Source organism: Amycolatopsis regifaucium (genome assembly GCF_001613935.1).
Taxonomy (GTDB): Bacteria; Actinomycetota; Actinomycetes; order Mycobacteriales; family Pseudonocardiaceae; genus Amycolatopsis; species Amycolatopsis regifaucium.
Genome location: NZ_LQCI01000001.1, coordinates 100,747 through 126,525, shown reverse-complemented (window position 1 = coordinate 126,525; position 25,779 = coordinate 100,747). Strand labels below are relative to the sequence as shown.

18 protein-coding genes are annotated in these 25,779 nt (G+C 71.9%); 2 read left to right on the top strand and 16 right to left on the bottom strand.

Annotated elements, in window-relative coordinates:
- Positions 1 to 27: 27 nt before the first annotated feature.
- The 16 genes from AVL48_RS00545 to AVL48_RS00470 form a co-directional block, all read right to left on the bottom strand.
- The gene (locus AVL48_RS00545) at positions 28 to 1,068 is read right to left on the bottom strand and encodes a 3-deoxy-7-phosphoheptulonate synthase (protein WP_061982999.1); all 1,041 of its coding nucleotides are present in this window, start codon (positions 1,066 to 1,068) and stop codon (positions 28 to 30) included.
- The gene (locus AVL48_RS00540) at positions 1,061 to 2,461 is read right to left on the bottom strand and encodes a DHA2 family efflux MFS transporter permease subunit (protein ID WP_061983000.1); all 1,401 of its coding nucleotides are present in this window, start codon (positions 2,459 to 2,461) and stop codon (positions 1,061 to 1,063) included. Before AVL48_RS00540 ends, AVL48_RS00545 begins: the two co-directional genes overlap by 8 nt.
- Entirely contained in the window at positions 2,458 to 12,423 is a 9,966-nt protein-coding gene (locus AVL48_RS00535) for a non-ribosomal peptide synthetase (protein WP_061983001.1), read from the bottom strand. Before AVL48_RS00535 ends, AVL48_RS00540 begins: the two co-directional genes overlap by 4 nt.
- The gene (locus tag AVL48_RS00530; RefSeq protein ID WP_061983002.1) at positions 12,417 to 13,193 is read right to left on the bottom strand and encodes an ABC transporter ATP-binding protein; all 777 of its coding nucleotides are present in this window, start codon (positions 13,191 to 13,193) and stop codon (positions 12,417 to 12,419) included. The genes AVL48_RS00535 and AVL48_RS00530 overlap by 7 nt, the downstream gene beginning before the upstream one ends.
- Positions 13,190 to 14,212, bottom strand: a complete 1,023-nt coding sequence (locus AVL48_RS00525; RefSeq protein ID WP_177242353.1) for a FecCD family ABC transporter permease — start codon at positions 14,210 to 14,212, stop codon at positions 13,190 to 13,192. Before AVL48_RS00525 ends, AVL48_RS00530 begins: the two co-directional genes overlap by 4 nt.
- Positions 14,209 to 15,192, bottom strand: coding sequence for a FecCD family ABC transporter permease (locus AVL48_RS00520; RefSeq protein ID WP_061983003.1), 984 nt, complete (start codon positions 15,190 to 15,192; stop codon positions 14,209 to 14,211). The genes AVL48_RS00525 and AVL48_RS00520 overlap by 4 nt, the downstream gene beginning before the upstream one ends.
- Positions 15,189 to 16,193 (bottom strand): ABC transporter substrate-binding protein, encoded by a 1,005-nt coding sequence (locus AVL48_RS00515; protein ID WP_061983004.1) that lies wholly within the window; start codon positions 16,191 to 16,193, stop codon positions 15,189 to 15,191. The genes AVL48_RS00520 and AVL48_RS00515 overlap by 4 nt, the downstream gene beginning before the upstream one ends.
- Positions 16,194 to 16,221: 28 nt before the next feature.
- On the bottom strand, positions 16,222 to 17,076 hold the full coding sequence (locus AVL48_RS00510) for a siderophore-interacting protein (protein WP_061983005.1): 855 nt from the start codon (positions 17,074 to 17,076) through the stop codon (positions 16,222 to 16,224).
- Complete coding sequence (locus AVL48_RS00505) at positions 17,073 to 17,306, bottom strand: phosphopantetheine-binding protein (RefSeq protein WP_061983006.1); 234 nt, start codon at positions 17,304 to 17,306, stop codon at positions 17,073 to 17,075. The genes AVL48_RS00510 and AVL48_RS00505 overlap by 4 nt, the downstream gene beginning before the upstream one ends.
- Positions 17,303 to 17,974 (bottom strand): isochorismatase family protein, encoded by a 672-nt coding sequence (locus AVL48_RS00500; RefSeq protein WP_061983007.1) that lies wholly within the window; start codon positions 17,972 to 17,974, stop codon positions 17,303 to 17,305. Before AVL48_RS00500 ends, AVL48_RS00505 begins: the two co-directional genes overlap by 4 nt.
- The gene (locus tag AVL48_RS00495) at positions 17,971 to 19,602 is read right to left on the bottom strand and encodes a (2,3-dihydroxybenzoyl)adenylate synthase (RefSeq protein ID WP_061983008.1); all 1,632 of its coding nucleotides are present in this window, start codon (positions 19,600 to 19,602) and stop codon (positions 17,971 to 17,973) included. The genes AVL48_RS00500 and AVL48_RS00495 overlap by 4 nt, the downstream gene beginning before the upstream one ends.
- Positions 19,599 to 20,792, bottom strand: a complete 1,194-nt coding sequence (locus AVL48_RS00490) for an isochorismate synthase (RefSeq protein ID WP_061983009.1) — start codon at positions 20,790 to 20,792, stop codon at positions 19,599 to 19,601. The genes AVL48_RS00495 and AVL48_RS00490 overlap by 4 nt, the downstream gene beginning before the upstream one ends.
- Positions 20,793 to 20,946: 154 nt before the next feature.
- A complete protein-coding gene (dhbA, locus tag AVL48_RS00485; RefSeq protein WP_082857497.1) occupies positions 20,947 to 21,696 on the bottom strand; it encodes a 2,3-dihydro-2,3-dihydroxybenzoate dehydrogenase in 750 nt (249 codons plus the stop codon).
- Positions 21,697 to 21,790: 94 nt separating this feature from the next.
- A complete protein-coding gene (locus AVL48_RS00480) occupies positions 21,791 to 22,303 on the bottom strand; it encodes a GerMN domain-containing protein (RefSeq protein ID WP_061983011.1) in 513 nt (170 codons plus the stop codon).
- A complete protein-coding gene (locus AVL48_RS00475) occupies positions 22,300 to 23,706 on the bottom strand; it encodes an ATP-binding protein (RefSeq protein WP_061983012.1) in 1,407 nt (468 codons plus the stop codon). Before AVL48_RS00475 ends, AVL48_RS00480 begins: the two co-directional genes overlap by 4 nt.
- Entirely contained in the window at positions 23,703 to 24,431 is a 729-nt protein-coding gene (locus AVL48_RS00470) for a response regulator transcription factor (protein ID WP_061983013.1), read from the bottom strand. Before AVL48_RS00470 ends, AVL48_RS00475 begins: the two co-directional genes overlap by 4 nt.
- Before the next feature lie 154 nt (positions 24,432 to 24,585).
- On the opposite strand from AVL48_RS00470, the gene AVL48_RS00465 reads away from it, so the two are divergent.
- Both AVL48_RS00465 and AVL48_RS00460 read left to right on the top strand, forming a co-directional pair.
- Positions 24,586 to 25,110, top strand: coding sequence for a M15 family metallopeptidase domain-containing protein (locus AVL48_RS00465; RefSeq protein WP_061983102.1), 525 nt, complete (start codon positions 24,586 to 24,588; stop codon positions 25,108 to 25,110).
- Positions 25,111 to 25,140: 30 nt separating this feature from the next.
- Positions 25,141 to 25,773, top strand: coding sequence for a phosphatase PAP2 family protein (locus AVL48_RS00460; protein ID WP_061983014.1), 633 nt, complete (start codon positions 25,141 to 25,143; stop codon positions 25,771 to 25,773).
- Positions 25,774 to 25,779 lie beyond the last annotated feature (6 nt).

The following is a 25,779-nucleotide window of genomic DNA, read 5'->3' as shown; positions in this document are numbered from 1 at the left end:
CCCGATCGCCGTCGGGGCTCTCCGCACTCAGAGGACTAAATGCGGAGAGCGCCGAGGGGCACTGAGCCGCCGCACCGCGTTGGCGCAGGCCAGCGCCTCCAGTAGCGGCACTGTCCGCTCCCAGCCCAGGCAGGCGTCCGTGATGCTGAGATCGGGCCGAGGCGGTACCGCACCCACGTCCTGTCGGCCGTCGGCGAGGTACGACTCGATCATCACCCCGGCCAGCGCGTCGTTGCCCGCCGAGATCTGGTCGGCCAGGTCCGCGACGACGACGGGCTGCCGGTCGTAATTCTTGCCGCTGTTGCCGTGCGAGGCGTCGACGACGAGCCGGTGCGGCAGGCCCGCGGCGGTCAGCGCGTCGAGGGCGTCCGCGACGGCGTGGGCGTGGTGGTTCGGTTTCGGGCCGCCGCGCAGGACGAGGTGCGCGTCCGGATTCCCGGTGCTGCGCAGGACGCGCGGGCGCCCGTCCGCGGCGGCGCCGGGGAACACCTGCGGCAGCCCGGCGGCCTGGACGGCGGCGACCGCGGTGTCGAGCCGCCCGGAGACGCAGTTCTTCATCCCCACCGGCATCGGCAGCCACGACGCCAGGTGCCGGTGCGGCTGGCTGGCCACGGTCCTCGCGCCGATCGCGCCCCAGCTGATGGTGTCCGCGAAGTAGGGCGCCAGGAACGGGTCGACGAACTCGTACGCCAGCGGCAGCCCGGTCGCGACGGCGTCGTCCAGGAACCGCCGCCCGATCCGCACGCCGGACGCGAGATCGCCCTTGCCGTCCAGGGTGGGGTCGGGCACCAGGCCGGTCCAGCCCGCGATCGTCCGCGGTTTCTCCAGGTAGGCGCGCAGGACCACGACGAGGTCGTCGGCGAACCGCCGGGCCGCGTCCGCGAGGCGGTGCGCGTACTCGAGCGCTCCGGCGGTGTCGTGCACCGAACACGGCCCCACGACGACGAGCAGCCGTGAATCGCGCCTGGCCAGCACGTTCGCGACGGTCTCACGGTGCCGGGCGATCTCCGGCACGACGCCGTTCGTGGCCACCTCGGCCGGGCTGGGCAGGGTGTCCTGGTCAGGCATCCGCGTGACCTCTCTTCTTGTCGGGGACGGCCGCCCGGGGCAGCCGCGTCGCACCGGCGACCGCCACGACGGCGAGGCCGAGCACACACCAGAACGCGTCGGCGAAGGCGGCGGCGACGTCCTGGCCGCGTACGGCCAGTCGCGCCTGCAGCACCACGGCCAAGACCGCTGTGCCGATCGAGCCACCGAGCGTGTTGAGCAGGTTGAGCGCCCCGGCGGCCCGGGGCAGCCGGGCGGGTTCGACCCGGCGGTAGACGATCGTCATCACCGGCGCGCCGATCAGCGCCGCGCCGAAACCGCGCAGCAGCAGCGAAACCACGATCATCCAGTCCGGGAAACCAGGGCCGAGCCGGGTGAAGGGAGCGGTCCCGATGGCGACCAGCACGATCCCGCTCAGCACCAGCGTGCGCGGGGAGAGCCGGTCGACCAGCCGGTTCACCAGCACCGACCCGGCCGCCGCGCCGATGCCCTGCGGCACCAGCAGCAGCCCGGTGTCCCCAGTGGACAGTCCGGCGCCGCGCTGGAGATAGAGCGGCAGCAGGAACATCGTGCCGAACACCGACGCGCCGAGCAGGACCAGCGCCAGCGCGGCGACCCCGAACGGCGGCCGGGTGAACAACCGTGGATCCAGCAGGGGCGCTTCGGCCCGCAGGCCGTGCCGGACGAACGCCGCGAGCAGCACGACACCCGCCGCGACGGCGGTCCCGGCGACGACCGGCGTCCCGCGTTCGAACCAGGTGAGGCCGAAGACCAGGACCGCGAGGCCCGGGGACAACAGCAGCGCGCCCCGGAAGTCGAACCGGTCACCCCGGCCGCCTGGTTCGTCCGCCGGTACCCAGCGTCGCGCCAGTACCACGGCCACCACGCCGACCGGGAGATTGACGTAGAACAGCCACGGCCAGCCGGCGGCGGCGAGGATCGTGCCACTCGCCAGCGGCCCGAGCACCGGGGACAACAGCGGTACCAGGCCGACGACGCTGATCACCCGGCCGATCCGGTCCGGCCCGGCGGACCGCGCCAGCAGCGCCTGCCCGGTCGGTGGCAGCAAGCCCCCCGCCAGCCCTTGCAGGACACGAAAGGCGATGAGCGCGGGCAGCGTCGGTGCCAGCGCGCACAACAGCGACGCCAGCAGGAACCCGACGACGGCGGTGAGCCAGACGCGGCGGCCGCCGAACCGGTCGGCGAGCCACCCCGAAGCCGGCACGGCGGTGACCACGGCCAGCAGGTACGCCGTCGTCACCCACTGGACGCCGGTGACCGGCGCGCCGAACTCGTCGGCGAGGGTGTCGACGCCGACCGAGACGATCGTGCTGTCCAGCGTCGCCATGAACGTGCCGAGCACCAGGACGGCCGCCGTCCGCCACAGCGCGGCGTCGATCGAGCGCGCGGTCACCGCTCCCCCACGAATCCGGCGGCGTCGTCGTCCCAACAGGACGGTAGCTTCCGGAGGAACCGGACCAGCTCGTCGGCCAGGGACCGAGCGTCGGTATACCGTGCGTAGAGAACGCCTTCCCAGCCGTGTTCGCCGGGAACCACGGTGACGCTCACCGGATGATGCGTCCGTTCCCGGAAGCGCGTGCCGGTGACGGTCAGGCCGGGCGCGGGTTCGCGCAGTTTCGCCGGATCCACCGGGTAGTTCTCGAAGACGAGCAGGCTGTCGAACAGCCGCTCGCGTCCGGCGAGCGACGCGAGTTCGGGCAGGCCGATCCGGTGGTGCCCGGCCATCGCCTGCTGCCGGGCCTGCAGGTCGGCCAGCGTGTCGGCGATCGTGCCGGTGAACCGGGCGCGGACCGGGACACTGTTCGCCAGCAGGCCGATGATCTCTTCGACGCCGTCCACATCGGACGTCCGGTTCGAGGTCATCACCCCGAAGCTGACGTCCGTGCGCCCGGCCCGGCTCGCGAGCACCGCCGCCCAGGCGCCCTGCAGCACCGTGTTGACGGTGAGACCGCGGGAGGCGCCCAGCCGGGCCAATTCCCCGACCAGTGAACCGTCCACGGTGAACAGTGCTGGGTCGGCACTCCCGCCGGTACGCGTCAGGTGATCGCCTTCGGGAAGACCGTCGAGTTCCGTTCGCCAGGCCTTGATGTCGGCCGAGTGATCGGCCGCGGCGAGCAAGCGGGTGTACCGCGTCAGTGGAACAGGATCCGGCAGCGGCTTTCCCGCGTACAGTGCGAACAGCTCGCCGAGGATGCGCGGTGCCGACCAGCCGTCGGAGAGCAAGTGGTGACCGGTCAGCACGAGAGTCTGACGGCCGGGTTCCTGGCGCACCACCGTGACCCTCCACAATGGACCACCGGCCAGGTCGAACGGTTCCGCCAGCTCTTCGTCCAGTGCGGTGTCCACTTCGGACGCGTCACGGACGCGGAAACCTGCCTTCGGCGCCGCGGGGATCAGCTGGACCTCGTGCGACGGCGGGAAGACCGCGCCCAGGTTCGGATGCCGCCGCACCAGTGCGTCCGCCGCCGCCCGTAGTGCCTCGACATCGAGGTCACCGGACAGCGAGAACGCGGCTTGCACCGGATACGGATCTTCGGCCGCGGCGCGGGACTCGCGCAGGATCACCTCCTGCAACGGCGTCAGCGGAAGGATTTCGCCCGGTCCCGGCACGTCGGCGGCGAGTTCGTCCAACTCGTGGCGGAAGTGTTCACCCAGCACGGCGATCTCGTCGTCGGTGAACAACGCGGACGGCCAGGTGAAGCGGACACCGAGGGTACCGCCGTCGGGGACCATCGCGTTCACCGTCAGCGCGTAGGGCAGCGGCAGTTCCGCGCCGCCGCCCGAACCGAGCGGATCGGCGTCCGGCGGTCGCTGCCACGGGGTTTCGGCGACCGGGGCCGCCGGGAAGCGGCCGAGGTAGTTCCAAGCGACCTCGGGCCGGGTGCCGCCGATGCCGAGGATCCCGTGGCCGAGACCGTCTCCCGCCGCGCGCAAGTGGTCGCGGACGGCCCGCAGCGCGGCCGGCAGCGAACCGGCGGGCGGGGCGATCCGCGCCGGATGCACGGCGGTGAACCAGCCCGCGGTCTGGGCCAGATCGACCCTGCCCGCGAAGTCCGGGGTGTGCCCCGGACGGCCGTGGCTCTCGACGGCGACGAGCAGGTCGGCCGCGGTCCCGCGCCAGGCGGCGACCGCGCGGGCGAGGGCGGTCAACAGCACAGCGTCCGGGCCGGTGCGGTACGCCGTGGGCAGCGTCGTGAGCACGGCGTGGGTGGTGGCCGCCCCGATGTCGATCCGGTGATGCCGTGCGGTCGCGACGGTGTCACGCGCCGGGTCGAGTCCGGTGCGGCCCAGCCGGGTCTCGGGGGCGGCGGCGATCGCTCGCCAATACGGCATTTCGTCCTCTCGATGCGGTGCGGCCGTCCGCAGAGACCGTGCCCAGCCCAGGAACGACTGCCCGCGCCGGCGCAGGGGGTTGCCGTGGAAGGCCTGTTCGACGTCGTCGAGCAGCACCCGCCAGGTCACCGCGTCGGCGACCAAGTGGTGGGCCACCAGCAGCAACCGTCCGGGCCGGTGTTCCCCGGCCTCCGCCAGGACCGCGCGCAGCAGCGGTCCGGTCCGCGGGTCCATTTGCGCCACGATCCGTTCGACCTGCGCGTCCAGCACCGCGCGCGGATCGTCCGGGGCGGGGACGGTGGTGAGCACGTCGGCGCCGGTCACGGCCCCGACGTCCGGGACGCGCAGCGCGTCCTCGATCAGGTGCGCGCGCAGCACGTCGTGGCGGGCGAGGACGGCGTCGAGCACGGATCGCCACCGCGGAACGTCGTCCGCCGAGGGCACGCAGATCTCGACCCACTGGCAGAACCCGTCCGCCGCCTTGCCCGCGCGCCGCACCAGATCGCGCATGATCGGCGTGAGCGGGGCGTCCCCGACCGCGGGTGCCTCCTCGGCCCGTTCCGGTTCGCCGCAGCGCGCGGCGATGCCGGCGACCGTGCCCCCTTCGAGCACGTCACGCGCGGTCAGGTGCAGCCCTTCACGGCGCGCGCGGGATACCACGCGCAGCGACGCGATGCTGTCCCCGCCCGCTTCGAGGAAGCCGTCGTCCAGGCCGACGCCGGGGCCGAGAAGATCGCGGACCACGCCCAGCAGCACGGCTTCCGCGGCTGTGGCCGGTTCTCGCCCGCCCGCGGACCGCGTTTCCGGCGCGGGCAGCGCGGCCCGGTCCAGTTTTCCGCTGGGGCCGAGCGGCAACCGGTCCAGCGCCACGAACGCCGCCGGCACCAGGTACGCGGGCAGCTCCGCGGCGAGGTACTCGCGCAGCGCGGCCGGATCGGGCGCGGTGCCGTCCACCGGCACGAAGTAGGCGACCAGCCGGTCTTCGCGGACGATCACCGCGGCGGCACGGACGTCGTCGTGCGCGGTCAGCGCGGTCTCGATCTCCCCGAGTTCGATCCGGAACCCGCGCAGCTTGACCTGGTGGTCGGCGCGGCCGAGGAAGACGATCTGCCCGTCCGGCCGCCAGCGGACCAGGTCGCCGGTGCGGTACATCCGCTCCCCCGGCGGCCCGAACGGGTCGGCGACGAACCGTTCGGCGGTCAGCGCCGCCCGGCCGACATAGCCTTGGGCCAGCTTCGGCCCCGCCAGGTACAGCTCGCCGGTGACGTTCGTGCCGACCGGGAGCAGCCCGCCGTCGAGCACGTACGCGCGGACCTCCGGGTCCGGGCGCCCGATCGGCAGCGGACCGGGGTCGGCCGGGTCGTAGTGCCAGGTGACCGAGTTGATGGTGACCTCGGTCGGGCCGTAGGCGTTGAACAACGCCCGCCGGTTCCCCCAGCGCCGCGCCAGTTCCGGGTCGAGCCGTTCGGCGCCGACGACGAAGAACACGTCCGGATCGACGGTCGCGTCGTCGGGCATCGCGGAAAGGAACGACGGGAGCAGGTTGAGCCCGGTGACACGGTGTTCGGCCGCGTAGGCCAGCAGGTCGTCACCGGAGACCCGCACCTCCTCCGGTGCGATGACCGAGGTGCCGCCGGACAGCAGCGGCAGCATGAACTGCCAGAACGCGACGTCGAAACTCGTCGAGGCGAAATGCAGGTACCGCTCGGCTGTCCCGATCCCGACGATGTCCTCCTGCAACGCGATCAGGCTCGGGACGCCGCGATGTGGCACCGCCACACCCTTGGGTTTGCCGGTGGTACCGGAGGTGTAGATGACGTACGCGAGCGCGTCCTCGCTCAGCCGGACGGCCGGGTCGGTATCGTTTGTGGACAGATCGTGCGGGTTCACCACCGGAAACCCGTCGACGTCCGAAGTGGACACGACGGCGGCGGGTTCGATGTCACCGAGCATGTAGGCGAGCCGGTCGGCCGGATAGTCCGGATCCATCGGCACGTGCACCGCGCCGGCCTTGATCACGCCGAACAGCGCGACCACGAGGTCGACGTCGCGGCGCAGCAGGACCGCGACCGGGTCCTGCGGTTTCACGCCGGCGTCGATCAGGGTGTTCGCGAGCCGGTTGGCCCGCCGGTCCAGTTCGGCGTAGGTCAAGCGGCGGTCGCGGCACACGACGGCTTCGGCGTCCGGGGTCTCGCGGACCCAGCGGCCGAACTCCTCCAGCATGCCGCCGCGTTCTCGTTTCGGTGCCGGGCCTTCGCCGAGACGCAACATCGCCCGCTCTTCGTCGGCGTCGAGTGCGCGAAGCCGGACGGCGGGGCGGGCCGGATCGGTGACGATCTCGTGCAGGAGGGCACGCAGCCACCGGCCGAAGGACTCGGCTTCGTCGCGGGTGAAGGCCTGGGGCTGGTAGCCGAGCCCGACGGTGAATTCGTCGCCGGGCAGCACGATCACCGTGAGCGGGTAGTGCGTGGCGTCGGTGATGTCGACCCCGACGAGATCCAGTCCCGGGGCCAGGGTGGTGCGGGCACGGCTGGAGAGCGGGAAGTTCTCCATCACCAGCATCGTGTCGAACAGGTCGCCGACGCCGATCGCGCGCTGGATGCCGGGCAGCCCGGCGTGATGGTGGTCGGTGAGCCGGACGCTTTCGGTGTGCACGCGCTCCAGCACCGCGGCCGCGGTTTCGCCCGCGTCGAACCGCACCCGCACCGGGATCGTGCCGCCGAGCTGCCCGATCATCCGCTCGACGCCGGGGACCTCGGCCGGGCGGCCGGACACCGGGCAGCCGAAGACGACGTCGTGGCGGCCGGTCAGCCTGGCGAGCAGCACTCCCCACGCGGTCTGGAACACCGTCGTCGGCGTGATTCCGCGTTCACGGGCGAAGGCGCGCAGCCGTTCACTGAACTCCCCGCCCAGTGCCACGGTGACGCGTTCCGGACGCTCCACAGTGGACTCGACGCTCGCCGGAGCCAGCCGGGTGCCCTCGTCGAGTCCGGCCAGCGCCTCGCGCCACGCCTCCAGCGCCGCGTCCTGGTCACGTTCGCCGAGCACCCGGTGGTACTCCGCGAGCGGCGGGGCGACCGGGGCCGCCGGGCCGCCGCCGAGTTCGGCATAGGTGGCCAGGAGCGTCCGGCCCACGATCGGCATCGACCAGCCGTCGAGGAGCGCGTGGTGGTTGGTGAGCACCAGGCGGTGCTCGTCCGGGCCGAGGGTGAGCAGCAGGAACCGGATCAGCGGCGGGGTCGCCGGGTCGAAGGGCCGCGCGAGTTCGGCGCGGCATTCGCCGTCGACCTGCTCCGGTGACACGCTCGCGTGCCGCCAGTCGAGCGACACCGCGGCGGGGACCACCTGGACGACTTCGCCCGCGTCGGTGGTGTGCAGGTGGACGCGCAGCGCGGGATGCCGCCGCAGCACCTCCGCCGCGGCCTCCCGCATCCGGTCGGCGTCGAGTGCGCCGCTGAGCAGGGTCACGGCCTGCACCACGTAGACGTCGGTGTCGTCGTCGCCGCGCGTCAAGGTGTGGAACGCGAGCCCGGCCTGCAACGGGGTCGCGGGCAGCACGTCCTCGACGCGGCCCCGGCGTTCCAGCGCGTCGATGTCGGCCTGGCCGAGGCCGACCAGCGGTAGATCCGACGGCGTGAGCCCACCGCCGTCCGGTCCGATCCGGGCGGCGTGCACGGTCAGGGCTTCCAGTGCCCGCGACCACGCTTCTTGAAGCGCCTCAACGCTTTCCTCGGGCAGCACTTCGCCCGCGGCGGTCCATTCGACGGCGAGCCGGGGACAGCCTTCCTCGCGGACGAAGCAGTTCAGCGCCAGCACCTGTTCGAGCGACTTGGCCGCCGGTTCGGTGACCGCGAACGGGTCTTCTTCGGGCAGCCGCCAGCCGGTGCCGGGCAGCGCCGCGAACCGGCCGAGGTAGTTCAGGACGACGTCCGGCGGCGGAACGGCGGCGAACTCGTCCCGGGTCAGCGGGTCGAGATACCGCAGAACGCCGAAGCCGACACCGTTGTCCGGCACGGCGCGTTTGGCCTCTTTGGCCGCCCGCAGCAGCTTTCCGGCCGCGTCGCCGCCCGCGAGCGCGCTGTCGAAGTCCGTGGTCGCCACCACCGCGGTGGCGGGCACACGCAGCGGATGCTCGGCGGTGAACCAGCCGACGGTGCGCGAGAGATCCAGGCCGTCCTGATCCCGGCCGTGTCCTTCGAGGGACACGGTCTCGGCCTCGACCGGGGTGGCCCGCCACGACCGGAGGGCCAGCACGAGCGCGGCGAGCAGGACGTCGTCCGGCCCGGCACGGTAGGCCGCCGGGAGACCGGTGAGTACCGCCTCGGTCTGCTCCGGTGAGGCGAGGGTGACCGAGCGCCGCGCGGTCGCGACCGTGTCCACGGTCCGATCGAGCGGCCGGTGACCGAGACGCGGTCCGTCGAGCGCACGGCGCCAATGGTCGAGTTCGCCGCGACGGGCGCCCGAAATTCCCTGTTCGGCAAGGCGGAGCGCATGCCGCCGCCACGACGTCCCCACCGGTTCGAGCGGTTCACCGGCGCAAGCCGCGTGCAGATCCGGCAGGAGGACGCGCCACGAGACGCCGTCGACCGCCAGGTGGTGGAGCACGATGACGAGGTGATCCGGCAGCAGCGCGACCTTGAGCACTCCGGCCCGGAGATCAAGGGACTCCGCCAGTTCCGCCGCGACCTCGGCCAGGTCCCCTGTCTTCTCGATGACGACGTCGGACGCCTTCACCGCGCCGCGTTCCCGGACCCGCATTTCGTCCTCTGAATGCAGCCGGAGGACGTCGTGGTGGTCCAGCAGTGTTTGGACGCCTTCGGTCAGCCTGGCGGGAGGAAGATCCTCGTCGAGCCGGAGCGCCGTCCATTGGGTGTATCCGGCGATGGTCGCGATGTCCGGATGCGGGTCGAGCAGGGCCCGGACGATCGGCGGGGCGGGCACCGCGCCGATGGCCGCGTCGGGCTCGCCGGGTGGGTCCGCCAGGCCACCGATCTCGGCGCTCGTCGCGGCCAGCGCCTCGAAACTGCGCCGGGCGAGCAGGTCACGCGGCCGCAGGTCGAGGCCGTGGGCGCGTAACCTGCTGCTGACGCTGATCGCGGTGATGCTGTCCCCGCCCAGTGCGAAGAAGTCGTCGTCGACGGCGACCTCTTCGACGCCGATCACCTCCGCGATGGTCGCGCACAGCAGGCGCTCGCGGTCGGTGGCCGCGGCCCGGCCCGCCGCCGCACGCGGGGCGGGCAGCGCGGCCCGGTCGATCTTCCCGTTGGAGGTCAACGGAAGCGTGTCAAGCACGACCACGGTGGCGGGGACGAGATGCTCCGGCATCCGCCCGGCGAGCTCCGCGCGAACGTCGTCCGGCACGACCTCGCCGACGACGTACCCGACGAGCCTCGGTCCCCGCACCGCCGCTGCCGCCGCACGCACTCCGGGCACGGCGGCCAGCGCGGCCTCGACCTCGCCCAGTTCGACGCGGTGGCCGCGGATCTTCACCTGGCCGTCGTGGCGGCCCAGGTACTCCAGCCCGCGGCCGGGCAGCCAGCGCGCGAGGTCGCCGGTGCGGTACATCCGGTCGCCGGGCGCGCCGAACGGATCGGGGACGAACCGCTCGGCGGTCGCGCCGGGGCGTCCGAGATAGCCGCGCGCCAGATGGGGTCCGGCGAGGTAGAGCTCACCCGGGGTTCCGGCGGGCGCCGGACGCAGCGCGGCGTCCAGCACCCGGACCGCCGTACCCGGTACCGCGGTCCCGATCGTCGGTTCCCCGTCGTCCAACCAGGAGCCGGCACCGTCCACAGTGGCCTCGGTCGGACCGTACATGTTGCGGGCGCGGACACCGGACTCCGCGACCCGGCGCCACAACGCGGGCGGAGTCGCCTCTCCGCCCAGGACGAGTAGCGCGGGCGGGTGCGGGCCGTCGAGCAGTCCGGCGTCGACCAGCGGCGCGGCCATCGACGGCGTGGTGTCGACGACGTCGATCCGGTCGCGGGCGAACGCGGCCAGCAGCGCGTCGGCGTCTCGCGCGACGTCGGTGCCGTAGACATGGAGTTCGTGCCCGAACAGCAGCCACATCAGCTGGTCGAGCGCGGAGTCGAAGGCGAACGAGTACGTGTGCGCGACCCGGAGCCGCCTGCCCGTGGCTCGTTCGGTTTCGGCGACCGTGGTCGCGCGGTGGTGGCGCAGCAGTGTCGCCAGTCCGCCCACCCGCCCGAGGACGCCCTTGGGACGGCCGGTCGAACCGGAGGTGAAGATGACATACGCGAGATGTTCCGGATGACGCTCCAGCGCGAGCGGCGAAGAGTCCAATGTGGACAGATCGGTGCCGCCGAGCAGCAACTGTGGTCCCGGCACGATCTCCGGGTCATGAGCCACCGTGAGCACCGCACCGGCTTCGGCGGCCAGTTCCCGCGACCGCTCGACCGGATGGGCGAGGTCCAGCGGCAGGAACGCGGCCCCGGCGTCGAGCACCGCCAGCAGGGCGACGACGAGGTCCGCCGAACGCGGCAGGGCCAGCGCGACGACGTCGTCAGGTCCGACGCCCCGCGCCCGCAAGGCCCGCGCGAGCCGGTGTACCCGTCCGACGAGTTCGCCGCCGGTCAGCCGTTCGTCACCGGACACCAGCGCCGTCTGATCCGGGGAAAGGCAGTCGAGAAGTTCAGTCACTTCAAGGAGTTCGCCGTCCGGCGCGGGCGTCGTCCACGCCTGGAGCAACGCGTCCCGCTCCCCCGGCGGGACCAGGTCGGCACCGGCGACCGCCGGGCCGTCCGGTTCGGTCAACGCGGTGATCAGGCAGCGCAGCGCGGTCAGTTTGGCGTCGACGGCGGTCTGGTCGTGGGTCCGCGCGTCGACCTCGAAGCCGAGCAGCAGCCCGCCGTCGGACGTCGGGAGCACGGACAGGCCCATGTCCTCGGGCGGTCCGCCGGCGACGTTGCGCATGGTGCCGTGGGCGCCCGCGAAGTCGAGCTTGAGATCGAACGCCTTGAGGTTGATGCCGCGGCCGTGCAGCAGCGCCCCCGCCCCGGGCACCGCCAGCTCCTGCGGCAGGTCCTCCCCGCGATAACGCTGATGCGTGCGCATCTCCTTGAGCGCGCCCGCCACCCGCGCCGTCAGTGCGGCGCCCGAGTCCTCCGGGAGCACCGTGACCCGCAGCGGCAGCACGTTGACCGCCATCGCCGGGGTCCGCAACGCGGCTCCTTCCCGGCACATCAACGGCATCGCGAACACGACGTCGGTCCAGCCGAGCACCCGGTGCAAGAAGGCCGCGTAGCAGGCGATCAGCGCGTCACCCCAGGTCGTTCCGGCGCGTTTCCCCAGGTCGCGCAACCGCGCCAGGTCCGAGGCGGGCAAGACCGATCGGGCGGTCACCGTGCGCTCGGGCGGGCCCGACGCGCTACCGCCGTCGTCGAGGTCCGGCAACGGCGTGAACCGCTCGCGCCAGTACTCCCGGTCTTGGGCGAACCGTTCGCTCTCGCGATAAGAGCGGTCGGCCTCGACGAGGTCGGCGAACCGCGCGAACGTCGAGGGCGGCACTTCCTTGCCCAGGACCGAAGCGGTGTAACGGGCGGCGGCGCGGCGCGCGAGCATCGCCGCGGTGTAGCCGTCGAACACGAGATGGTGCCCGAGCTGGGTGAACCACACGTGCGAGTCGGAAAGCCGCAGCACGAGGTGGGCGAACAGCGGCCGGTCGACCATTTCGCGGCAGGCTTCGGCGACCCGGCGGCGTTCGGCCTCCACCCGCTCGTGCGCCGCCGCGACCGGGTCGGCCTCCCCGCGCAGATCCACCACCCCCGGCGACGGCACCGGCTCCGCCGACACCACTTGACGTGGCCCGTCCGGTGTCTCGAAGACCCGCAACCGCAGGCTGTCCGCCTCTTCCGCGGTGGCCTGGATCGCTTCGGTCAGCGCCTCGACGTCGACCGGCCGGTCACCGACGATCTCGATCACGTCGCCGACGACGTAGTAGGGCGAGTCGGGTTCGAGCCGCTGCGCGGTCCAGATGCCCAGCTGGGCTCCGGTGAGGTTCAGCACGAGGGCACCACCATCGGGGTTCCGGTCACCGGGTCGGGCACGACGACGCTGGGGAGATCGAAGACCTCCTTCATCAGCTCGGCGTCGACGATGTCGGCCGGCGCGCCTTCCGCGACGATCCGGCCGTCCCGCAACGCGACGAGGTGATCGGCGTAGCGACAGGCCTGATTGATGTCGTGCAGGACGGCGATCACCGTGCGGCCTTCGTCGCGCAGGCGCGCCAGCAACCCCAGCAGCTGGTACTGGTGCGCGATGTCGAGGAACGACGTCGGCTCGTCGAGCAGCAGGTACGGCGTCTTCTGTGCCAGCACCAGCGCCACCCACACGCGCTGGCGCTGCCCGCCCGAAAGCTCCTGCACCGGCCGGTCGGCCAGCCCCGCCACCCCGGCCGCGGTCATCGCCTCGATCACCGCGCGTTCGTCCTCCTCGGACCACGACGCGAACAGCGACTGGTGCGGGAACCTGCCGCGCGCGACCAGCTGCCGGACGCGGACGTCCTCCGGCGCGACCGGATCCTGCGGCAGAAAACCGAGTTCCCGCGCCAATCCCTTGCCGTGGAAGGAACCGACGTCCTTGCCGTCGAGCAGGACCTCGCCGTCGGAGGGCCGCAGCAGCCGGACGAACGCGCGCAGCAAGGTCGACTTACCGCAGGCGTTCGGTCCCACCACGGCGGTGAACGCGCGGTCGGGCACGTCGAGGCTCAGCCGGGTCGACACCACCCGGTCGCCGTAGCGCAGGGTCAGTTCCCGGGCGGTCAAGCGGGCACTCATGTGCGCCGCACCTCCTTGGTGAGCAGCCAGATCAGATAGCCGCCGCCGATCACGGTGCTGACCACACCGACCGGCAGCGCTTCCGGCGCGAGCAGCATCTGGGCGGCCAGGTCGGCGCCGGTCAGGAGAACGGCGCCGGTGAGCGCGGCGGGCAGCAGCGGAATACCGGGCGTGCGGGCCAGCCGCCGCCCGATCTGCGGGGCGGCCAGCGCGATGAACGCGATCGGCCCGGCGACGGCGGTGACCGTCGCCGTGCACCCGACCCCGATGAGCACCAGCTGCAGCCGCAGCCGGTCCCAGCGGACGCCGGTGGTGACCGCCAGCGCGCCGCCGAGCGCGGCCTGGTGCAGTGACGGCGCCCGCGTGACCAGTACGGCGAAAAGCACCGCCAGCACCCCGAACGGGATGGCGACGTCGTCCCAGCCGACCCCGTTGAGCGAACCGGCGTTCCAGCCGACGGCCGCGATCGCGATCTCGAGTTCGGCGCGCAGCACGATCCACGAGTTCACCGCCGTCAGCATCGCGTTGATCGCGATCCCGATGACGATCAGCCGCAGCCCGGACAGCCCACCACCGAGCGACAACACGTACACGATCGCCGCCGTGAGCACGCCGCCGAGCACCGAACCGATCGTGAGCTGCGTCGACGTCCCCGACAGCACGGTGATCGCGAACAGCGCGCCGGTGTAGGCGCCGGCGTCGAGGCCGATGACGTCCGGGCTGCCGAGTGGATTGCGGGTGACGTTCTGGAAGATCGCGCCCGCCAGCCCGAGCGCGGCACCGAACACCAGCCCGGCCAGCACCCGCGGCAGCCGCCATTCCCGGATGACCACCCCCGGGCCGCCACCGGATCCGGTGAGCGCGGCGAACACGCGGGCGGGGCTCGCCCACGCCGCGCCATAGCAGAGTCCGAGCAGCATCAAACCGGCGATGACCACGGCCATCGCCACGAGGAAGAGGAGGGTGCGGCGTTCCAGCCGGGCGGAGAACCGCCCGCGCCGCAGGACCAGCGCGCTCACAGCGGCGCCGCCCCGTATTTGCGGACGGCCCAGATCAGCACCGGGCCGCCGAGGAACGCGGTCACGATCGCGACCGGGACTTCGCCGGTCGGCAGCAGGACCCGGGAGCCGACGTCCGCGGCCAGCATCAGGACCGGGCCGAGCAGCGCGGCGAACGCGACGAGCCACGGGATCGACGCGCCCGCCACCCGCCGGGCCAGATGCGGCACGATCAGCCCCACGAACAGGATCGGCCCGGCCAGGGCGGTGGCTGCCCCCGCCATCAAGGTGATCAACACAAGGGTCATCGCCCGGACGCGCGCGACGTTCGCGCCGAGGGTGTGCGCGACCGTCTCGCCGAGGGCGATCGCGTTCAGCTGACGGCTCACCGCGAACGCGCCCAGCAGCGACAGACCGATGACGACCAGCGGCACCGTGGTCGGGGCCTGCTCGCGACCGGCCAGCGACCCCACCGACCAGAACCGGTAGACGTCGAAGGTGTCGGGGAACAGCAGCCGGAGGCCGAGAGTGAGCCCCAGCAGCACGGCGCTCAACGCGGTGCCGGCCAGTACCAGCCGCAGCGGTGCCCGGCGGCCGACCGCGTACACCAGCACCGCGGCCCCGGCCGCGCCCAGCACCGCCAGGCCCAGTTCGGCGGGTGCCGAGGCGGCGAGGCCGAGCGCCGAACCCACCGCGATGGCGAATCCGGCCCCGGCGGTCACGCCGAGCACCCCGGGTTCGGCCAAGGCGTTGCGCGACAACGCCTGCACGAGCACTCCCCCGACCGCCAACGCCGCGCCGACGCCGACCGCGAGCACCGCCCTCGGCATCCGGATGTCCAGGACCACCGCCCGGTCACTCGGGTTCCCTTCGCCCAGCAGGGCGCGCACGACCTCACCGGGGGCGATGGCGTGCGCGCCGATCCCGACGCTCAGCACGGCGACCACGACGAGCCCGAGCAGCGCGGCGCCCAGCAGCGCGGACCGCCCGGCGGTGGTCACTGCTTGAGCAGCGGCGCGAACGCCTGGTCGACGGCGTCCAAAGTAGACGTCGCGGCCCGGTAGGTGGCGGCCTCGGTGTAGCGGAACGGGTAGACCTTGCCCGCCTTCACCGCGGGAAGTTCCTTCCACAGCGGCGAATCGAGGACGTATTTGACCGGCGCGGGCACGGAACCGTCGGCACTGACCGAGTAGGTGATCGCGTCGGCCTCGGCGAACGCGGTCGACAGCTCTTCGATCGACGGGTACTCACTGACGTCCTTGGAGCCGCCGCCCTTGACCTTGACCTGGCCGTAGTAGGTGGCGCCGAGGTCCTGCGCGATGTTGGTGCCCCAGGAACCGTTGAACTCACGCTGGAAGTTGCCCTTGGCGACCTCGCCGTAGGCCCCGACGTGGCCCAGCTTCAGCTGCGGCAGCACCGCCTTGTACTTCTCGGCCAGTCCCTTGGCCTTGGTGTCGTACGCGGTCTTGAGCGCGTCGAACCCCGCGGTCGCGCCGGCGGCGTCGGCCTGCTTGCGGGAAAGCTCACGCCACATCGACGGCACCGACGGGCCGATCGCCACGACCGGCGCGATCGCTTCGAGCCGCTTGAGGTCGATGTCGGCGAGCACCGGCTTCGGCACACCGATCACGATGAGGTCCGGATCCGCCTGCGCGATCGCCTCGTAGTTCGTCTCCGCCGCCGACTCGCCCGCGACCTTCGCCAGCTCGTCGTACTTCTTGCGCTCCTGCTCGTTGAACAGCGGGATGCCGCGCTTCCAGCTGGACACCCCGACCAGCGGCGCGCCCGCTTCGAGCAGGGCGGGCACGGCGTAGCCGGTGGCGATGACCCGCTTCGGCGAGACCGGGATGGTGATCTGGCCGTTGTCGGCGGCGAACACCCGGGTCTGCCCGCCGTCGCCCGCCTGCCCGGCATCGCCGGAACCGCAGGCGGTGGCCGCGGTCACGACCGTCAAAGCGAGCGCGAGCGCTCCGGCGAGGCGGCGGGTTCTTGTGGTGCGCATGGGTTTTCCTCGGTTTTCTTGGTGGGGATCAGTGGTCGTGCTCGTCGTCGAAGTCCGCGACGCCGCGTTTCCAGTAGCCGGTCACGTCGTGGTCGTCCTTGCCGAGCCCGAGGTCGTTTTTCAGCCAGCGGCGCAGCGGCTTGATCTGCCCGGCTTCCCCGGCGACCCAGGCGTAGAGCCGTTCACCGGCGGCGACCTCGATCGCGCGGACGGCACGGGCCAGCAGCTCGGTGTCCTCCGGCGCGGCGCCGTCTCGGTGCAGCCAGCGCACTTCGACGTCTTCGGGCGCGGACAGCTCGATCTCCTCGCTCGCGTCGGCGACCTCGATGAACGCCCAGCCCGCGGCGGTCCGGGGCAGTTCTTCGAGCCAGCGCGCGATCGCGGGCAGCGCGGTGAGATCACCGGCGAGGAGGTAGCGGTCGTAGGTGTGCGGCACGATCAGCCCGCCCGGCGGTCCGGCGACGTGCACCGCGGTTCCCGGAGTCACCTTCTCCGCCCATCCGGACCCGAGTCCGCCTTGGTGCAGCGCGACATCCAGATCGAGTTCCCCGGAAACCGGGTCGTAGCGGCGGACCGTGTACTCCCGGGACGTCGGCGACGGCTTCGGCCAGCGCAGCATGTCGCCGTCCTGAACCGGCAGCCGCGGTTCCGGGTCGACTTCCGGGAACAGCACTTTCACGTGTTCGTCGGGTGAATGCGCCTCGAACCCCGCCGTTCCCGGCCCGCCGAGGGTGACACGGAGCAGTCCGGAGCCGATCATCTCGGTGCGCACGACTTCGGCCTGCCGGACGCGGATCGGGTATGGGACCTTCTCCGCGTGCTGACCCGCGCGGACCTCGGCGATGCGCTCCAGATGCCGGTGGCGGTGGTCGGCGCGGCTCACGCGGTTTTCCCGGCGAGGATCTCTGTCCAGTGACCCAGCGTCGGCTGTTCGGCGAGGTCGGCGAATTCGAGGGTGTCCGCGCCTTCGGAACGCCACTGCTCGACCAGTCCCATGATCCGCATCGAGTCGAGGCCGAGGTCGGTCAGATCGGTTTCCGGGGTCAGCTCGGCCGGGTCGCAGCCGAGCAGTTCGGCGACGTCGGCGTGGATCTTCTCGGTAGTGAGGCTCATGACCGCGCTCCGGCGTGGATCGGGGCCAGCGCGGCGAGCGCGGCGGCCGTGGTGGTGAGCGCGCCGCAGCGCTGGGCGACGTATTCGCACGCCTGGTCGTGCCGTTCGCGGGAGAAGTCCGCGACCGCGTCGCCGACCAGGAACGGCTGGACGTCGCGCATGAACGCCTCGACCGCGGTGGCCTGGCAGCCGATGTGCGCGTAGACGCCGGTGATCAGCAGCTGGTCCCGGCCCGCTTCGGCGAGCTGTTCGGTGAAAGTGCTGCGCTGGAACGCGCTGTAGCGCCACTTCGTCAGCACGGTGTCACCCGGTTCCGGGGCGAGTTCGTCGACGACGTCGGCGGCGGCCGGATCGTCGTCGATGACCGCGCCGATGCCGTCGCCCCAGAATTCGGTGAGCAGGCCGCGGTCCTCAGCGGCCTGGTGGCCGGGCTGCGCGGTGTAGAACACCGGCACTCCCACGGCGCGGGCGGCGTCGGCGAGCGCGGCGATGTTCGCGACCATCTCCGGGATCGGGGATCCCTCGTACGGTGCGAGGAAGTACCGCTGCGCGTCGTGCACCAGCAGCGCGGCGCGGGCGGGGTCGGGTTTCCAGCCGACCCGTCCGGCGGGCAGCTCGGCCTCCGTCGGCAGGGGGTACGGCTGGATCTTCGGCAGTGACACGTTCACTTCTCCTTCGCCAGGGCGGCCAGTGCCGCCCGCAGCTCGCGTTTGCTGGTCTTTCCGACGCCGGTCACCGGGAACTCCGGCACCACCTGCACCAGATCGGGTACCTTGAACGCCGCCACCCCGCGTTCGCGCACGAACCGGCGCAGTTCCGCCGCCGTGGGCTCGGCGATTTCCGGATCGGGCACCGCGACGACGTAGGCGCAGGTGCGCTCGCCCAGGTACGGATCCGGCACGGCGACGACGGCGGCGTCGAGCACGCCGGGATGCGCCATCAGATGGTTCTCGACCTCTTCCGCGGCCACCTTTTCACCGCCGCGGTTGATCTGTTCCTTGGCCCGGCCGACCACTTCCAGGTGCCCGGACGGGTGCTGCCGCACGAGGTCCCCGGTGCGGTAGAAGCCGTCCTCGGTGAACGCGGTCTTGTTGTGCTCGGTGGCGCGGTAGTAGCCGCGGATCGTGTACGGGCCGCGGGTGAGCAGTGCGCCGATCTCACCCGGGGCGACGACGTCGTCCGAAGTGGACAAGGGGTCGTCCGGCTGCACGACGCGGATCTCGTCGTCCGGCGAGATCGGCCGTCCCTGCGTGGCGAGGACGTACTCGTCCGGATCGTCGAGCCGGGTGTAGCACACCAGCCCCTCGGCCATGCCGAAGACCTGTTGCAGGCGGCAGCCCAGCGCGGGCCCGATCTTCTCCGCCAGCTCACGGGCGCATTTGGCGCCGCCGACCAGCAGTACGTCCAAAGAGGACAGATCGCGGGTGGTCCGCGCGGCGGCTTGCGTCCACGCGGCGGCCAGTGGCGGCACGAGCCCGGTGATCGTCACGCCTTCGGCCTCGATCAGCCGGAACGCGGTGTCGGCGTCCGGACGTGGCGCGAACACGGTGGCCGCGCCCGCGTGCAGTGCTCCGAGCAGACCGGGCGAGCTGAGCGGGAAGTTGTGCGCGACCGGCAACGCGGCGAGGTACACGCTTTCCGGGCGCAGACCGCAGATCCTGGCGCTTTCCCGGACGCTGTAGAGGTAGTCGTCGTGCGTGCGCGGGATCAGCTTGGGGAGACCAGTGCTGCCCCCGGAGAGCTGGAGGAACGCGACACCGGCGGGGTCCGGATCCGGCAGGGCGCGCGGAGTGGTCGCCTCGAGTGCGGCGAATTCCTCCGTACCGACGACGAAGACCTCCCGGACCGACGGGACTTCGGCCGCGACCGCGTGGGCCATGGCCGCGTGGCCGAACCGTTCGTGCTCGCCGACGGTGAGGATCGCCGCGGCCTCGCTCTGTTCGGCGAAGTGCCGCAGCTCGCTGGCCCGGTGCGCGGGCAGGGCGAACACCGACAGCGCACCGGCGCGCCACAGTCCGAAAACGACGGACGCGAACTCCGGCACGTTCGGCAGTTGCACGACGATCCGGTCGCCTGCTCGGATCCCGGCTCCGGCGAACCCCGCGGCGAGCCGGTGCGCCCGTTCGTCGAGTTCGGCGAAGGTCCAACGAGCGGTTCCGCCGAGCACGGCGGGACGTTCGGCGTAGGCCTCGGCGAGACTGGTCAGCAGCTTGCCGAAGGTCTGGCCGCGCCAATAGCCCGCAGCCCGGTAGCGCGCGGCGGTTTCGGGCGGCCAGGGCACGTGATCGGTGGTCACGCCACGCCCTCCAGCCCGAGCGCGCGCAGCATGGTGCCGAACTTCGCGCCGGTCTCGGCGAGTTCTGCTTCCGGGTCCGACCCGGCCACCACCCCGGCACCGGCGAACAGCCGCACGGTCCGGTCGCGGACCTCGGCGCAGCGGATGGTGACCACCCATTCGCCGTCCCCGGTCGGATCGGTCCAGCCGACCAGACCCGCGTAGTAGCCGCGGTCTTCCGGTTCGAGCGCGGCGATGGTGTCACGGGCGAGCCCGGTGGGGACACCGCACACGGCGGGAGTGGGATGCAGGGCCTCGGCCAGTGCGAGCGCGGACGAACCGGCGTCGCCCGGGTCGGCGAGCCGTCCGCTGATCCGGGTCGAGAGGTGCCACATCGTGGGTGTGCCGATCACTTCGGGTTCGGCGGGGACCTCGAGGTCGACGCAGAACCGGCCCAGCACTTCGGCCACCTGCGCGGCGACGTGGGCGTGTTCGGCACGGTCCTTTCCGGACGCCAGCAGCTCGCTGACCCGGCTGGCGTTTTCGGCTTCGTCGGCGACGCGGGGTCGCGACCCGGCCAGCGGGTTGGCCGTGACGATCCGGCCGCGGCGCGAGACCAGCAGTTCCGGGCTCGCGCCGATCAGGGTGCGCGGCGCGGGATCGCCGGGGGCGCTGACGTCGACGGCGAAGGCATGGGCCGCCGGGTCGGCGTGCACGAGGCGGGCCAGCAGCCGCGGTACGGCCACGGGGTCGCCGCCGGTGACGTCGAGGCAGCGGGCAAGCACGATCTTGCGCAGGTCACCGTCGCGAATCTCGTCCAGCGCCCTGGTGACGGCAGTGGTGTAGACCGCAGGCGCGGGCCGCGGTGACACCGACCAGCTTCCGCCGAGCGGTGCCACCGGACCACTCCGCGTCGGTGGTCCGGCCCGGCGCACCACGGCGGGAACCACCAGGCTGCTCGGGGCGTCGGGCCGGAACCCGATCGCCCCGGCCACCACGGGCTCGGTCACTCCCGCCACGAGCGCGGCGTCGAGGACCTCGGCGGCGGCGCGGGCACGCCTGCCCGGCGCCGCCTGGACCGGGGAGTACACCCCGTCGGCGAGCATCGATCCCCGGGCGGACGAGTAATAGAACGATCCGGGCAGGTATGCCGCCAGCAGATCGGCCGCCTGGTGGACCGGCCTCGGCCGGGCCGGTGCGGGTGAGGACACGACTGAATTCCCTTTCGCGAATACCACTGACCAGGTCGGCACACTCGACGTGCTTCAGTGCCTTGAGTGGGCACGGACCGCCACTCCCCAGACGCGCTTCGGTTAGCCTAACCTAATCGCAGGGAACCGAGAAGTCCTTGTTGCCTCATCGAGATCACCCTCTAAGCGTGGCACCACCGTCGACGTAAAGGTTCTGCATCGTGATGTGCCGCGCGCGATCGGAGGCCAGAAACAGGACGGCGTCGGCGATATCGGCGGGATCGGCTATCCGGCCCAGCGGTATGCCCACCCGGTATTGCTCCGGATTTCCCGCTATGACATGGTCCCGGCCGCTCTCGTCCGTCCACAGTAGACGTTGCATGTCGGTGTCGGTCGAGCCGGGCGAGACGATGTTGCACCGGATGCCCGAACCGGCGAGTTCCAGTCCCAGACAGCGGGTCAGCATCGTCGCCGCGGCCTTCGAAGCGGCGTAGGCGGCCATCCCGGTCCTCGGGACACCCGCGGCGTTCGACCCCACCGTCACCAGCACACCACTCCGGCGGGGCAGCATACGGCGGGAAATCTCACGGAGCACGGTGAACACGCCGGTGGAGTTGACCGCGAAGGTCGCCGCCCAGTCTTCGTCACTGGTCTCGCACACCGAACCCGGCTTCAGCACTCCCGCGACCGACGCTCCGATCCCGATCGGCCCTAGTTCGCGTTCGACCTCGTCGACCACGCGCGCGACGGCCGCCGGCTCCCCGACGTCCGCGACGTACGAGGTCACCCTGTCCCGGGAAGGGCCTTCCACCAGGTCCACCGCCGCCACGATCGCGCCCGCTTCGGCGAGCCCGTCCACGACGGCGGCCCCGATCCCGCGCGCGCCTCCGGTGACGAGCGCGACCTTGCCCTCGATGCCTTCCACGCCACCACCACCCATCCGATTTGCTTAGCCTTGCCTAAGCTAGCCGGACGGTCCAGACAATGCGAGGGACCGACACCGGTGATTCGGACCACTTCTAGCCGGGCAACGGGCAGGACAGCGGACCACGGGCGGTTCCGCCGCCGCGCAAGGTGATCCGCGCGTTGCCGCCGAGCGAATCCCTGGCGGTGCACACGATCTGGTCGACGGCGCGAGCCGACAGCCCGGCGACCCCGACCGAGAGGTTCACCGTGATCCCGCCCGGCTCCACGGCCTGGCCGAGAACCGCGGTGCCAGGCGGGACCTCGGTGGCGTAGCCCCGTCCACGTTCGTTGTCGTCCGGTCCGGCGGCGAGCAGCTCGATCGCGTGCCCCGGGCCGTCGTCTTCGGCGTGTGGGCGCACCACCCGCACCGGTTCCCCACCGAAGACGAAGTAGAGCACCAGCTCCGTGGCGGGACGGGACGGAACGGGGGCCCCGGGGATCAAAGTGGCCTGGCCCTCCGGGGCGGGTCCTCCGAGGATCACGCCACTGGGCCGGACGCCGCAGCCGGTAAGCGCCCAGGCGAGGAAGGACAGGGCGATCGGCAGGGTGAGCCAAGTCCTCTTCACGCCGTCACCACCTGACGGGGCAGGCGCACCGTGAACACCGCGCCGCCGTCCGTGCCGTTCGCGGCGCTCAGGGTTCCACCGTGCAGGCGGGCGTTCTCCCAGGCGATCGCGAGACCGAGGCCACTGCCGCCGGACCGCTTCCTGGCCGAATCCGCCTTGTAGAACCGGTCGAACACGTGGGGCAGCACTTCGGGCGCCAGACCGGGTCCGCGATCCGCCACCTCCAGCGTGCACCACTCCCCTGCTTCGGCGAGGCGGAGCGAGACGGGCTTTTCCCCGTGCCGCAACGCGTTTCCGACCAGATTCGCCACGATGACGTCGAGCCGCCGTGGATCCAGCCTGGCGAAGATCCCGGTGGGCAACTCCGCATCCACCTCGCCCGCCCAGCCGCGGACACGCAGGCTCGCCGTGATCACCTCGGCCACATCGGTTTCCTCCAGCGCGAGTGAGGCCGCCCCGGCGTCGAACCGGGAAACCTCGATGAGGTCGTTCACCAGCCGGGTCAGATGGTGCGTCTCGTCGATGCTCAGCCGCACCGCGCGGCCGGCGTCCCCGGAGAGCCGCGGCGCCTCCTGCTCCAGCACGTCCGCGACGGCGGTCAGCGCGGCCAGCGGGGTGCGCAGTTCGTGGGAGACGTCGGCGACGAACCGCCGCGCGTCGGCTTCCATCCGTTTCAGCTCGCCGACGTGACTTTGCAACGCCTCGGCCATCTCGTTGAACGTTCGCGCGACCCCGGCCAGTTCGTCGGAGCCACGGACACTGATCCGCGTGCGCAGATCGCCCTCGCCCAACCGGTGCGCCGCGTCTCCCAGTTCCCGCACCGGTCGCAGCACGCCGCGCGCGGCCAACAGCGCGAGTCCGATGGCGAAAACGAGCGCCAACCCGCCGATCAGCCAAGCCCGGGTGGCGAGTTCCCCGATACTCTGTTCCTCGGGGATCATGCTCCGCGCGATATAGGCCTCGATCCCCGACGTCTGTCGCTGCCCGTTCGGGAGGGCGATGGTGAACCTGGTCCCCACCACCAGCATCGGCGCGCCCTCCGCGACGACTCGTTGCCAGGCCACATGTCCCGCCTGGACGTGTTCGCGAAGTTCGGGCGTGATCAAGGATCGAAGCTGTTCGTTCCCGCTCGCCTTGTCCGCGTAGAAGACCAGGGAACTGAGGTTCCGGTCGGACAGTTCACCGCTGATCCGGCTCAGCGTCCCGTCACTCGGCGGCAGCGGCCCGAGCGGGTACAGCGCGGCCGCCTTGTCGACCAGGACGCGGGCGGTGGAATCCTGCGTCTGCTGGAGGATCGTGGTGCGGGACAGGGCATAGACGACGCCGGCGACCGTCGCGGCGGTGATCACGACCAGCAGGCTGAACGCCAGCAGCAGCCGGGTACGCAGACCCCAGAGCTTCACAGGGGACCGAACCGGTAGCCGAACCCTCGGACCGTCTGGACGTACACCGGCGCGGACGAGTCGTCCTCGATCTTCGCCCGCAATCGCTGCACACAGGCGTCGACGACGCGGGAGTCGCCGAAATAGCCGTGCTCCCACACGCTTTCCAGCAGGTATTGGCGGCTGAGCACCCGGCCGGTGACCTGGGACAGTTCCAGCAGCAGCCTCAGTTCGGTCGGCGCGAGGCCGACGGGCTCACCGCCCTTGGTCACGCTCAGCCCGGCGCGGTCGATGCCGAGGTCGCCGTGCTGCTCGATCCCGGGCCCCACCGGGCGGGAGGGCTGCCCGCTGCGGCGCAGCACCGCGCGGATCCGCGCCTCGATCACCTGCGCCCTGGCGGGTTTGACCACGTAGTCGTCCGCACCGGCGGCGAGCCCGGCCACCACGTCGATGTCGTCGTTGCGCGCGGTGAGCATGATGATCGGCAGATCGCCCGCGGCCCGGATACGGCGGCAGACCTCGAACCCGTCGAGTCCGGGCAGCATCAGGTCGAGCACGACGACGTCCGTCGTCCGCGACGCGAGCATGGCCAGGCCCTCCTCGCCGGTGGCCACCGCCTCGACCGTGAGACCGCGGCCGCCCAACGCCATGCTCAGCCCGTTTCGCACGGCCTCGTCGTCTTCGATGAGCAGCACCCTGGGCATGCCGACGACTATTCCAGCGCCGGACGGAATCAGCTCGTCCATGACGGACCATCATGCCCGCCCGGTTTCCGCGGAACGTCCGCGCGATGTCATCGTTTCGTCACGGCGTGAACCGTGCGGAACGGTGACATATTCGTCGGCGTCCGCGCACGTGGTCGCGATCGGCGCCGGACAAGCGGCGGCGACCGTGGACGGCATGAAGGAATTCGTTCTCGCGGCGATCACCCGTGTCCTCGCGGTACTGCTGCTGATCCCGGCGTGGTTGCGCTCCCCCGGCCACGCCCGCCGTCTCGCCTGCGGATGGGCGCTGTCGTTGCGCTTCCCGACCGAGAACCTCGCCGGGCTCACCGGCGGCACCCTGGCCGCGTTCACCGCCGCCAGGACCGAGGCGTTCTGGCGGCACCGCACGCTGATCGGCCTCACCTCGGGACACCGCGACGCCGCCGAGCAGCATCGCCTGTTCGTCGCCGAGCTCACGGCGCAACGGACGACCCCGCGGCAGGTCCTGCCGGTGAAGGATTCGGCGCACGTCCGGGGCACGGCGCTGGACATCCGGCCGCGCGAAGGCGCGCAGTGGCTGGAGGACCACGGTGCCCGCTTCGCGCTCTACCGGATCTACGACAACGAGTGGTGGCATTTCGAGTACCGGCCAGGGCCGGTTCCGCCGGTGCGCTTGCCGCATCCCGGCCGGCGGATGACACACTCGCCTGCCCGCGATTAGCCGGACCGTCACGAAGGAGCAGCCGCCCCCATGTCGTCGCCTGCCGAAACCACCTCCGCGAGCACCCGGCAGCGATCAGCCCGCGTCGCCACCGAAGTGCTCGCCCCCTGGGTGTGGGTACTCCTCCTCCCGCTCGCCGTCGCCTGGCGAGTCACGTCGCACCACGTCGGCGAAACGCTGCTGTGGGGGCTGATCACCGGCGTCTTCGGCTCGATCCTGCCCATGGCGGTCATCGTCCGCGGCGCCAGGAAGGGCCGCTGGGACAGCCACCACGTCACCGACCGGGCCGGACGCGTGATCCCGTTCGCCGCCTGCATCGGTTTCCTCGCCGTCGGCTTCACCATCCTCCTCGTCGGCGACGCGCCCCGCGAACTGGTCGCCCTCGCGGCCGCCGAACTCGTCTCCCTGATCGTCGCGGTGGCCATCACCTTCGGGCTCAAGTTCAAGGTGAGCATGCACGCGGCCGTCGCCGCCGGCGCCGTCGCCATCCTCGTCCAGGTCTACGACCCGTGGTTCGCCTTTCTGCTCATCGGCGTGGGCTGGGTCTGCTGGTCCCGCGTCGAACTCGAGGACCACACCACGGCCGAGGTCTCGGTCGGGACGCTCGTCGGGCTCATGGTCGGCGGTGGTGCCTATGCCGCTCTGGTCCCCGCCCTCATGTAGCCACGG